Source organism: Listeria sp. ILCC797, assembly GCF_900186185.1.
Taxonomy (GTDB): domain Bacteria; phylum Bacillota; class Bacilli; order Lactobacillales; family Listeriaceae; genus Listeria; species Listeria goaensis.
The window spans coordinates 130082-141917 of record NZ_FYBS01000008.1 but is presented as its reverse complement, the minus strand read 5'-3'; the positions used below and the strand labels follow the sequence as shown (position 1 = coordinate 141917).

10 protein-coding genes and 1 pseudogene are annotated in these 11836 nt (G+C 40.7%); 10 read left to right on the top strand and 1 reads right to left on the bottom strand.

Annotated elements, in window-relative coordinates; all coding sequences use genetic code 11:
• The 4 genes and pseudogenes from BN1609_RS09745 to BN1609_RS09730 all read left to right on the top strand — a co-directional run.
• A pseudogene (locus BN1609_RS09745) lies at positions 1-766 on the top strand (hypothetical protein); the annotation flags it as partial.
• A 5-nt stretch (positions 767-771) separates the two neighbouring features.
• Entirely contained in the window at positions 772-1188 is a 417-nt protein-coding gene (locus BN1609_RS09740; RefSeq protein WP_088810836.1) for an immunity 70 family protein, read from the top strand.
• A 155-nt stretch (positions 1189-1343) separates the two neighbouring features.
• On the top strand, positions 1344-1676 hold the full coding sequence (locus BN1609_RS09735) for a hypothetical protein (RefSeq protein ID WP_179946389.1): 333 nt from the start codon (positions 1344-1346) through the stop codon (positions 1674-1676).
• Between the two features lie 16 nt (positions 1677-1692).
• Positions 1693-2061, top strand: coding sequence for a hypothetical protein (locus BN1609_RS09730; RefSeq protein ID WP_088810835.1), 369 nt, complete (start codon positions 1693-1695; stop codon positions 2059-2061).
• A 213-nt stretch (positions 2062-2274) separates the two neighbouring features.
• On the opposite strand, the gene BN1609_RS09725 is transcribed toward BN1609_RS09730, so the two are convergent.
• Entirely contained in the window at positions 2275-3156 is an 882-nt protein-coding gene (locus BN1609_RS09725) for a CdaR family transcriptional regulator (RefSeq protein WP_088840808.1), read from the bottom strand.
• A 177-nt stretch (positions 3157-3333) separates the two neighbouring features.
• Here BN1609_RS09725 and BN1609_RS09720 point away from each other — a divergent pair, with 177 nt between their 5' ends.
• The 6 genes from BN1609_RS09720 (at position 3334) to BN1609_RS09695 (ending at position 11833) form a co-directional block, all read left to right on the top strand.
• Positions 3334-3762 carry a MarR family winged helix-turn-helix transcriptional regulator gene (locus BN1609_RS09720; protein ID WP_179946391.1) on the top strand — a complete coding sequence of 143 codons (429 nt, stop codon included), beginning with the start codon at positions 3334-3336 and terminating at the stop codon, positions 3760-3762.
• A complete protein-coding gene (locus BN1609_RS09715) occupies positions 3746-5098 on the top strand; it encodes an MATE family efflux transporter (protein ID WP_088815963.1) in 1353 nt (450 codons plus the stop codon). The genes BN1609_RS09720 and BN1609_RS09715 overlap by 17 nt, the downstream gene beginning before the upstream one ends.
• A 319-nt stretch (positions 5099-5417) precedes the next feature.
• Positions 5418-8033, top strand: a complete 2616-nt coding sequence (locus BN1609_RS09710) for an HAD-IC family P-type ATPase (RefSeq protein WP_088840807.1) — start codon at positions 5418-5420, stop codon at positions 8031-8033.
• A gap of 279 nt (positions 8034-8312) precedes the next feature.
• Positions 8313-9176, top strand: coding sequence for an LPXTG cell wall anchor domain-containing protein (locus tag BN1609_RS09705; RefSeq protein ID WP_159457905.1), 864 nt, complete (start codon positions 8313-8315; stop codon positions 9174-9176).
• Between the two features lie 219 nt (positions 9177-9395).
• Complete coding sequence (locus BN1609_RS09700) at positions 9396-10607, top strand: LPXTG cell wall anchor domain-containing protein (protein WP_088810829.1); 1212 nt, start codon at positions 9396-9398, stop codon at positions 10605-10607.
• A gap of 374 nt (positions 10608-10981) precedes the next feature.
• Positions 10982-11833, top strand: a complete 852-nt coding sequence (locus tag BN1609_RS09695; protein WP_088810828.1) for a MurR/RpiR family transcriptional regulator — start codon at positions 10982-10984, stop codon at positions 11831-11833.
• Positions 11834-11836: the final 3 nt, after the last annotated feature.

Sequence of the window (11836 nt, the reverse complement as noted above, 5' to 3'; positions counted from 1 at the left end):
CTTCAAGGTGGCGTACAAAGATTCCAGTGGAAAAGAACAAGCGATGTGGATTTTGGAGAAAGACGGGGTACGTGTCCCGAACAGCGAACTCGAAGCGTATTTAAAACGAACCGCTGACTACCAAGATAAGGATAAATATACTATACTAACGTTAGAAGAGTTAAACGAGAAAATCATGAAAGCCTGGCAAGATAAGACGTATTACATGGACGGAAAAGTGTATTCAGGCGCGGCAGGGAGCATCTTACAAGCTTCTGCGTATGTGGAGGACTGGGAAGGCCAACTAGCCGAATCCGGCATTATGTCGGCATTATCAGGCGTAGGCCTAGGCGCTGCGATAGCTCGTGGGAGTAAGACGTATAAGGGTGGTAGTGGGGCTGAAAAGGTTCCAAAGAGACCAAGTTGGCGTCAATCTGAAATTGATGCAGAATTGGATTATAAAGGGTACGATTCTCAAAAATCATTTTTAAATGGTGAAGAAGTACCTTACGGAACTAAAGGAAGCTCTCGCCCAGAGTTGTATAAGCAAGGACATAGCATAGAAGTTAAAAATTATAATGTTCAAACTAGTTCTGGACAAAATAACTTAATCAATAACGTATCTAAGCAGATAAAAGAAAGACTAACTAATTTACCAACTGGAACAAATCAAACTATCTTAATAGATGTTAGAGGTCAAAACGTAACAAATGATGCTCTGAAGTATATTAGAAGTAAAATTCTAGAAAAATCTGGTGGTAATGTAGAAATAATATTTAAGAGGTGAGTAATGTGACTGTAGGTATTAAAGTAGATTTTTTATGGTTTCCTATTGGGACTGGTGACTTCTTTCATTCATTTTTTTCAACTATATGTGTAAACTTAGAAAATATGAACTGGGGAAGCGAATTTCCTGTTGTAATGAAAGATGTATACGCTGGTTATTTATCAAAAGAAAAAATTGAAATTGCTCAAAAAGAATTGAAAGAAATTAAACTAAGATTGAGTGAAATTTCCCCTGAAAAAATTATTTGGGATGCCGAAGATCTGGATAAGATTCCGCCTTGGGGTACACATATAAGCAAGGATATTACTAATTTAGCTCAATATTTTGTAACAACTGATGGGAAAAATCTAATAAGTGTATTAGAAGACGCTATGGAAGACGCTATAAAAGAAGATGTAGATTTAGAAATAAAAGATTTATAAAATAAAAAGGCACTTTACTATCTGATTAGCGTCGGATAGTAGAGCCTTGACTAGTAAGTGCGAATTCACTAATCAAGTTCCTGATAGCTAAAGCCATCGTAAGCAGCACGAAAAGTCTCAAGAAAACTGAGAAAGCGAAGGATGCGGGGAAAGTTGTGAAGGGTGGTAGTGGGGCTAAACTATCTAAAAATATTAATATCAAAGGTTTTGAAATTAGAAATAAACATTTAAGCGGTTCTACTGCAAAGAGAGCAAGGAAATTCAATGTATCAACACCAGAGGAGGCAAACAGTATAGTCCAAGAAGCGCTTGAAAACGGAAAAGTCTATGAAATAATAGATAATGGTGTAGGGAGCCAAGGTCAAAAATCGTTTTCAGCTATCATTGATACAGGAAAAACTATAGGCGCTAAGGGAGAAACATATATAAAGATTGTTTATGATGAGTTAAATAATGTGTGGACAACTTACCCGATACCAGCGCCTTAATTGGAAGGAGGACAAAATGGAGTCCATTCAGAAAATGCTAGTTGGTTATAATGAACAACAAATTAAAAAGATTCAGGATTTCTTAATATCTGAAATTGATGAAGATACACAACAAGAAACAATTGATTTTATTAAAAGTTGTAATATGCAAAAAGTCCAAAACCATCAGGATATTCTATACGCAGGAGATAAATATGAAGGGATATTCATTGAGGGGAATCAATATTTGATAGGTTCTTCGGGAAATGAGGTTCTAATAATTGATTCAATAGGAGAAGAGCATGGAATGGGAGAAGAACAATCTAGAATCCGTATTTCTATATCAAATTTTACAGAGCTAATAAGTAGGAAGAAAGAAGTATTAGAGTGGATTAGAAGGAGTTAACGGAGAAAATGGAAGAAGAATGTAGAAAGATTGCTGAGAAAATAATCTTATTACAGTTTGGGATGATGATTATGAAAATCGAAGAATTTAAAGACGTTTTATGTAATAGTTGATGGATTCGTATAGCAGGGGGCATTGATTTAATTGTCACAATGACTAAAAAAGAGAAACAAGTCCTAAAACAGGAAATGTTTCTCTTTTTTATCCCCACATTCACTTTTCAGCAACTTTTGTCGTGGTTAAACTGCTTAAATACGCGTAAAGTAAGCCGTCTGATTTGCGGAGTGATAAATTGGTTTGCTCGTGGAATTTGTCAATGCGATATTGAATCGTGTTGCGGTGCATGAAAAGGGCTTTAGCCGTCATGCTGATGTTTCCTTGGTTTTCAAATAGGGTGGCAATCAATGGGAGCAGCGAGTCGTCTTTTTCAAAGGCAGCGTTTAGTTCTGCGGAAAGAGTGCTCGAAAGAAGTGGGCGCGCAAAATGTTTCAAGCTAGCTGATTCAACCGTTTGGACAAGCACCTTGTCTTGCAAATCGAATAGGCGGCGCTCTTCGTTAAAGGCATCGCGCATGGACAAATGTTTTTTGTGGAACAGGCCGACGAAAAAATGTACAGGGAAATAAAAATCGGCTTCCAGCGTCGTCGCAACAGCCGCAAGTTCGTCCTCACCTAAGATTGAGCCTTCAATTTTCTCAGCGATGACACCGTACGTGCCAAGTTCGATCATTTCTGCTTTTTTGTTGAAAAAACTAAGTAAGGCTTTTTTCCACTCGGAAAATTCTTTTTTTGTGTAAGTTTCTTTCCGAATGTGGAATTGAACGAAGCGATAGCGCGAAGAACTTTCGGTTAGCGGCACCGCTTTTTGGGTGAATAAAAGGTCATACCAAAGTTGACTTTCCGCCGACTTAAAAGCCGGTTTGGGTGCATCAAAAAGCAGATTTAAAAAGGCCGCATCATTTTCTGCCACTTCATGTTTGGCAATAGTAAAATAATAAGGCTCTTCAAAGAAAGATAAGACGGTTTCATCAGTTGAAATTGGTTTTTTGGATACTTGTAAACTTGGGAATTTTTCCTTTAACTGGTAGATGTTCAAAGCGATTGCCCCCACGTGTTTTTAATTTTATTGTGACAAATTGCGTGCGACAAGTCAACCGCAAAATTAGTTGACCAGTCAACTAATTTTTGATACGCTAATTAGGCTGGTATTTAATTTTCAGAATGTAAGGAGCGGCTTCAATTGGGGGGAAACCACGAAATTGTAACGAAATCGATGTCAATCATTCACCGAGCTGAGCACACGTACAAAGAGGCGAAACTGGAGGAAACGGGTCTCCGCGTTTCGCAGCTCCGCTATTTATGGACGCTATATCAGGAAGACGGGATGTCACAAGAGCAACTGCGGCAACGGTTTATGACGGATAAGGCGAATGTAACGCGGCACATTAAACAGCTTGAGAAACTAGGTGTGATTCGGCGCGAATGTGACGCCCGCGATAAGCGAATGCAACGTGTTTTTTTGACGGAAAAAGGTCACAGCATGAAAGACTTGATTGCGGAAGTGACGGATACGTGGAGCGATATTTTAACCCAAGGCTTCTCGAAAAAAGAAAAAGATGATGTGTTGCGTCTCCTTGTGCAGATGGCGGACAATGCAACGCGTTTTGCGGAAGGGAGTTTAAAGAATGAAAGAACAAAGTAAACGGCTTGGTGTAGAGGGAATTGGCTCCCTGATGGCACGCCTTTCGATTCCTGCTTTTGTGGGCATGTTTGTGATGGGCATGTACAACATTGTTGATACGATTTTTGTTTCATATGGCGTTGGCTCAGACGGTGTTGCGGCGCTTTCGATTGCCTTCCCAGTGCAGATGATTTTAATGGCTATGGCGGCGATGTTCGGTATCGGGGGAGCCTCGATTATTTCGCGGTCGCTAGGCGCGGGCGAACAAGTTCGGGCGAATCAAATTTTCCATCAAGTCATTTGGTTGGTCATTTTGTCGAGTATTTTTATTGCCATTGTTACCTTTATTTTTATTGACCCGCTAATTACGATTTTTGGTGCACCGGCAGAAATCCACGGCATGACAAAGGACTTTCTATCACTCATTTTACTAGGCGCGGCTTTTCAGACGTTCGCGATGGCGATGAACAACATTGTTCGCTCGGAAGGAAATGCCAAAACGGCGATGCTGACGATGATTATTTCAGCGGTGCTAAATATGATTTTAAATCCGGTTTTCATTATGGGATTAGGCATGGGGGTGCGCGGTTCCGCGCTCGCAACAGTCATTGCCCAAGCCGTAGGCGCTGTTTGGCTCTTCATCTACTTTTTATCCGGAAAAAGCACGTTATCTCTTAGCGGTTTTAAATTCCGTCTGGACGGCAAACTGAGTCTGCGCATTATGGCAATTGGCTTCCCGTCTTTCATCATGATGTCCGCGGGGAGCGTTGTGACCATCGCCGTGAACTGGATGTTGCAACTTTTCGGCGGAACACTGGCGATTGCGGTTTATGGTGTCGCCAACCGAATTGCGAGCTTCGTCATCATGCCGATAAACGGTATCACACAAGGCATGCAACCCATCGTCGGCTTCAACTACGGATCGCGCCAACTTGACCGCGTTATCCGCGCCGTAAAACTGGGCATGATTGTTGCAACGTTGCTATCGCTCATCGCGTGGGGCATCGTGGAACTTTTCCCAAGTGAACTCGTGCGCATTTTTTCAAGTGAACCAGAGATGATTTCGGAGGGAACGAATGCCCTGCGGCTCATGCTTCTTGCCGCCCCAACAATTGGCTTTCAAATTGTGTGTGGTGGACTCTATCAGGCGCTAGGTCAAGCGCGCATTTCATTTGTTATTTCTCTTATGCGCCAAATCATTTGCCTTGTCCCACTACTGCTTATTTTGCCCCAATTTTTCGGGCTGATGGGCGTCTGGTACGCCTTCCCAATTGCTGACGTCATCGCCTTTTCCGTCTGCTTCTTCATCTTAACAAAAACATGGCGACGGATGTTTAAAAATCCGGATATGGTGTGATGGGTTTAAAGAGCAAATATAGAAAATGCACAAATATATTCTGATTTTGATTGCATCACTAATAATAAAAAAGCTTTTGATATTTTATATGAATTGCAAGATAATGGCTCCATATTTTCCGACAAAGAAGCTATCTTGAAAACCTACGCTCGCATCACAGAAGAAAATAACCCCAATTAACACAGCCTAAAAACTACCGATTTCGGTAGTTTTTTTATTGGCGGAACCAGCGTTTAGTGCGCATTGTTTTAGGGAATTTTAAGGTGAGGCAAGTTAAAATGACGGTGTTAATGTGGCCTGGTTATGAGGAGGGAATTTAATGGATTGGTACAAATTGCCACTTGGTGAAATTTTTGAAAAAATGAGGGCAAATGAAGCGGGACTTGCGAATTCGGAGCGCGGCAGGCGCCTCGCTGAAAATGGGTCCAATATTTTAAGCAAAGGGAAAGAGGACAGCGAACTAAAAAAGTTTTTGAAGCATTTCAATGATTTGTTAATTTATGTGCTGATTGTCGCGGGTGTTTTGAAGGGCGTCGTTGGCTCGTACATTGAAATGGTGATTATTTTCGTCGTCGTGATTATTAACGCGATTATCGGCTACTCGCAGGAACGGAAGGCGACGAACTCGCTAAATAGTTTGACGAATATGTTGAGTGAAGAAGCTACTATTCTTTCGGAAAATCAAAAAGAAATCGTTCCTGCTGAATCTTTAGTTGCCGGTGATGTCGTTTTGCTAGGCCCTGGTGATATTATCCCAGCCGATTTACGTATTATTGAGGCGTACAATTTAGTTGTGGAAGAAGCGATTTTGACGGGAGAATCAACTCCGGTCACGAAAAATAGTGATATTATCGCTCGCAACGCGGATTTAGGTGACCGTCTGAACATGGTGTTTTCCGGCACGCTTGTTGGAAGTGGTTCTGGGAAAGGGATTGTGACGGAAACGGGCGATAATACGGAGCTCGGGAAAATCAGTCGTAATTTGAAGGAAATGGAAAATACGGAAACGCCGCTCATTAAAAAAATGAAACAGCTTAACAAGCAAGTTTTCTACATTTTATCGGCTCTGATTGTATTTTTACTTTTTTATAGTATTTTCTATCATGATTTTTCCATGAATGAACTAGTGTCGGCTCTAATCGCGCTAGCAGTATCCGCGGTGCCGGAGGGCTTGCCGGCTGTTCTTTCAATTATTTTATCTCTCGGAGTTACGCGTATGGCGAAAGAAAAGGCTATCATCAAAAAGATGCCTGCGGTCGAAACGCTTGGTAGCATGAGTGTCATTTGTTCGGATAAAACGGGGACGCTGACGAAAAATGAAATGAGCGTCGTTGCGGTGATAACAAAAGATGAAGTGAGCGACCATACGGAAAAACCGATTGAACTGCGTGATGAAAGCTTGGCGTTTAGGCGGCTCGTTGAGATTGCGCTTTATTGTAACGATACGAAAATTGACTATCATGACGGAAAACGTGAAGTGATTGGGAATCCGACGGAAGGAGCGCTGTTAGAGCTTGCAAATCGCGCTAATTTGAGTCAGGAAAATCATTTGCTCTACAAAATCCCGTTTGATTCTCTTTATAAATATATGGCGGTTCTTGTTACAATTGAAGGTGAAAACTACATTTATTTGAAAGGCGCGCCAGACGTGATTTTAAATCTGGCGAAGTTTCAAGTGGAAGGCGAATCGAGTACGCCGCTTGATCTGGGCTACTGGAATGGCCGCATTAGCGAATTTGCTAGCAAAGGACAACGTGTTTTAGCGGCTGCCTACAAGAAAGTCTCAAGCGAGAAGGAACACCTGACGCACGAAGACTTACAAGACGGTATGATTTTTGCAGGATTATACGGTATTATTGACCCGCCGAAGAAGGAAGCTATCCGTGCAGTTGGCGTATGCCGTGAAGCAGGAATTAGCGTGAAAATGATTACCGGCGACCATAAAGATACTGCGATTGCGATTGCTGAGGAAATCGGCATTGAAAACTATAACAATGCTTTAGTTGGAAGTGAAATTGAAGGGCTTTCTGACGCGGAGCTGCGCAAAGTTGTGGAGGACCATGATGTGTTTGCGCGAACGACGCCAGAGCATAAACTTCGCCTCGTGACGGCGATTCAAGAAAACGGTCACATTGTTGGCATGACCGGTGACGGAGTAAATGATGCGCCGGCGCTGAAAAAAGCAGATATCGGGATTGCGATGGGGATTAAAGGCACGCAAGTTACGAAGGACGCGTCTGATATGGTGCTTGCTGACGATAATTTCGCGACCATTGTTGGAGCTGTGAAAGAAGGGCGTCGGGTTTACGACAACCTCAAAAAGACGATTTATTTCGCGCTGCCAACTGCTTTTGCGCAAGGCTTGCTCGTTGTTGTTTCCCTACTTGCCAACATGCCACTGCCGCTCACATCCGTTCAAATTTTATGGCTTAACATGGTGACAACCATTACACTTTCCTTTGCGCTAGGCTTCGAACCATACGCGAATGACCTTATGAAAAGGAAGCCTCGTGACCCGAAAGAAAATATCCTAGACAGCTATGCAATTATCCGCGTCGCCTATGTCTCCGTTTTAATCGCAGTCCTAGGTTTTGCCGTGGAAGCCTACTTGCGTGGAACAGGCGTCGATACGGCCACGATACAGACGACCTTGCTCCAAACTATCGTATTTGGTCAAGCCTTCTACATGATAAATTGCCGCGAACTAATGAAATTCCCAATTGACGGCGGCATTCTAAAAAATAATGTCCTTTGGGGCTCACTCGGCATTTTACTTGTCCTTCAAGCTATTGTGATTTACGTTCCCGTTTTCCACACTATCATGGAAACAACGTCACTAAATCTCGCGCAACTCGGAATTTCTTTACTTGCCGGCTTTGGAGTGTTTGCTATCGTAGAAATCGAGAAATTTGTTTATCGATTGGTTAAAAAATAAATTTCATAGGACTATTAAAAGAAGCTCCTCAAAATCAGCATTATCGATTTTGAGGGGTTTTTCTAATTGAAAATTTTAAAAAAGAGACATTTTTGTCCATTTTAAAGCTATTTATTGCTAAAACGTACACAATTTATCTATATATTTCTTTAATGTTACGTGATATAATATATTTGTAATGAAAAAGAAATAAAAGAATTTTGTTTTTAATATAAAAGTCCCAAAGGAGGAGCGAAGGAAATGAGAAAAAGTGTGAAGTTGGTTTATGGAGTTCTTATATTGTCAATTGGATTGGTGTTACCTACGTCAGCGTTTGCGAGTGATACGGGTAACGAACAAGTTGTAGAAGAATCTGTTCAAAGTATTTCAGAAAGCCTTGCGGCGGATGAAAACCAAGCTGTACAGGCAACAAATGAAGAGGCTAGCGCAGAAGAAACAGAAGTTGTTCAGCCAAAACAAGTGACAGAACCACTTGCTACTGCTAAAACAGATGTGGAGATTGAAATTAATACGCCCGTTACACCACTGGATTTCGTAACTGTTAAAAGTGGAGTCTCACTAAGTTATAAAACAGAGCCAGACGTCGCATCAACTGGAAATAAGTCCGTTACCATTATCGCAACTGATGGCGTTACAACAGAAGAAATTGTAGTGAATTATGAAGTATGGGATGATACACCACGCTTTGGAATGTATTACGGGGCCCCAATTTTTGATTTTGATAAATCAGATGCACTTAATATTTACGGTCAAACAGTCCCGAACGCGCTTGTGGTTGCATTCTTTAAAATCGAAAATGGCTTTGATGCAACTGCTTGGGCTGATAAGTATGGCAATTTTCATATTAAATTGAAGGAACCACTTAAAAATCATGAAGCGATTCAGGTTTCCAGCATGACCCTTTTTGATGACCAAAAAAGCGAGGTAACAGAATATATCTATACAGAAAAATTGGAAGCTCCAAAACAAACAAATAAACCAATTGTAGGAAAAGTAAAGGTTGATAAAATGACAAAAGGAACGGCTAATAATGCTACAGAAATTTTACCGAAAACAGGTGATGCCAATACTTCAAGAGGTATTATAGCAGTTGGAGCATTAACTACATTACTGGCCACTATTTACCTAAGAAAACGTGGCTAAATTGAGAAAGGCGTAAGCGATTACGCCTTTTTGTTATTTCTGAATAAAAACGATATTTTAAAAGCTTTTTCATTAAATAATAGATAAAAAATTCACCATTTGTCTATATGTTTCATAAAAGTTACATGGTATACTAAAAATGTGTATATTTGAAATAAAAATGAAACAAAGGGAAGGCTTTATTTTAATGAGCACAATAAAATAAAAGGGAGATTGATTATGAAGAAAAGTGTAAAACTAGGTTATGGCGTCTTAGCTTTATCAGTAGGTCTTGCATTACCAACAGTAGCATTTGCAAGTGAAACGGATACTTCAAACGGTGAAGTTGATCAAGTATTAACAGAAGTATCTGAGCAAAATCCAGCAGATGTTATTCAATCCAATCCAGAAGAAACGGGAACAGAAGATGTAACGAAAGAACAAGTAATTGAAGCACCATCAGAAACAGCAAAAACTGAAAAACCAGCTCTACAAACAACAGATGAAGCGAACACAGCGAATTTAACAGCAACACCGCTTGCGACAGCTAAGTCTGGAGTCAAAGTTGAAGTGAATGCGACGACAACACCGGGTTATTTTGTAACAGCTGAAAATGGTGTAGCTCTTAGCTTTAAAGTGAAACCAAATGTTTCTTCTATTGGAAACAAATCAGTTGTCGTTATTGCGACAGATGGTACAACAACAGAAGAAATCACAGTAAACTATGTTGTCCAAGATACACAAAAACCAACTATTGAGCTTATGGATGCAGATGTTTATCTTGAGTTAGGTGATGACTTCTGGTATGCGGATGATTTTGTTCTGGTTAATGACAATTCAGATGATTATGAAGTCTTCTTTGCAGATGGTCGTGAGGCACTTGACACATCTAAAGTTGGGGTGTTCAACACAGTGATTGTGGCTCGTGATGCAGCTGGAAATGAAGCGCGTGTCACGATGACATATCATGTTGTTGATCTTAATTCAGATATTAGTGAAGAAGCATCATATGCTGCTCCAAAGATGGATACAATTAAATCAACTGCAAGTGATATTTACGGAAAAACTCGTCCTTACGCATATGTCGGAGTAATAGCTGAAGATAGTGTTACGGTTCTAGGCACAAGTTATGCTGATGTGAATGGGAATTTCCATGTGCATCTTGGAACACCATTAAAGAAAAACCAAACTATCTATATCATGAGTGTAGATATGCATACTTTTGAATACAGCGATGTTGCAGAATATAGATACACTGGCACTGGTGTGGTAGTGAAGGAAGTAAATAAACCGGCTGTAACAAAAACTGTAACAGCTAAAACCGTAGTTAAAGCAAAAGATCCTGTTGTGAAAAGTTTGCCAAAAACAGGTGATACCACTACAGGCGGCGCTGTAGCAGTAGGTGCAATCGCTACATTATTGGCTGCAGTTTATTTGAGAAAACGTAGTTAAGTTGTGCGAGAGAAAAGGCTGGAACATAAATCCCAGTAACAAATAAAGCACCTGACATTTTGATTCATCAAAATGTCAGGTGCTTCTTTTTTAGACATAAAAAAACTGCCATTACAATAAAAAGTACCGAAACTTCATGTAATAAGCCAAAAATTAGCAAGCAGTGAAACTAAATAGAGTTATGTAATGAGTGCGAAAACAAGATATAGAGATATGTCATAAAAGCGACAGCGTATTTTGAAACGTTTCGATTCCGCTCACGGTTTTGAATGCATAAAAATAAGGTGGCTAACATAGACCAGACTTGTTCTGAGTAACGAATCATAAGCGAATATGTTATAATCAAAGAAAACATAGTAGGGAAGAATGATTTTATGGCAAATGGTAGTATTATCAATCTTATTACTGGCATACTGGACTCGCTACCTAATTCGGAGCAGAAAATTGGGCGGACGATTTTAGAGGATCCCAATTTTGCGGTTAAAGCTTCTGTGCAAAGCCTCGCTGAAAAGGCAAATGCAAGTGCGGCGGCGGTGATTCGCTTTTCTAAATCGCTTAACTTGGATAGTTTTCCGGAACTCAAGCGGCAGTTATCAATGGAACTCGCGTTGCCGAAAAAAGCAGGATATTATGATATTGAACCAGATGAGTCGTTTGATTCGATACGCGAAAAACTGGTTTCGAATATGATTCAAACGACACAAGATACGGCTAGTCAATTGAGAGAGGAAGCAATTGTTAGGGTTTGCGCCGAGATGGAACAAGCGGAAACAATTTATGCGTACGGCGTTGGGGCGTCATGGCTCATTGCAGAAGATATTGCGCAAAAATGGTTACGTGCTGGCAAAAATGTCTTTTTATCACAAGACCCACATGTTCTAGCAATGGCACTTTCTGCGGGCAACCCGAATAGTATTTTAATTGCGATCTCAAATAGTGGAGAAACATCAGAAGTTTTACAGCTTGCCAAGGAGGCGAAACGAAGCGGCTTGAAAGTCGTCAGTTTAACACGTTTTGGCAACAATAAACTAAAAACCATTGCGGATTTTGTGTTGGAAACATCACGCGCACCAGAAGCCGAACTACGGAGCACTGCGACAAGCTCCAGACAGGCGCAACTTTTGGTCGTTGACATTTTGTTTTATTATTTTGCCTCAAAACGCTACGAGGACATGATAACGCATATCAAAAAATCACGGGAAGCGACAAACCGCTTTCGGGAATAAAAC

What these genes read in the sequence shown, in the direction of transcription:
- BN1609_RS09730 (WP_088810835.1), top strand. Translation starts at nt 1,693, where the DNA reads ATGGAGTCCATTCAGAAAATGCTAGTTGGTTATAATGAACAACAAATT.
- BN1609_RS09720 (WP_179946391.1), top strand. Translation starts at nt 3,334, where the DNA reads ATGTCAATCATTCACCGAGCTGAGCACACGTACAAAGAGGCGAAACTG.
- BN1609_RS09715 (WP_088815963.1), top strand. Translation starts at nt 3,746, where the DNA reads ATGAAAGAACAAAGTAAACGGCTTGGTGTAGAGGGAATTGGCTCCCTG.
- BN1609_RS09710 (WP_088840807.1), top strand. Translation starts at nt 5,418, where the DNA reads ATGGATTGGTACAAATTGCCACTTGGTGAAATTTTTGAAAAAATGAGG.
- BN1609_RS09700 (WP_088810829.1), top strand. Translation starts at nt 9,396, where the DNA reads ATGAAGAAAAGTGTAAAACTAGGTTATGGCGTCTTAGCTTTATCAGTA.
- BN1609_RS09695 (WP_088810828.1), top strand. Translation starts at nt 10,982, where the DNA reads ATGGCAAATGGTAGTATTATCAATCTTATTACTGGCATACTGGACTCG.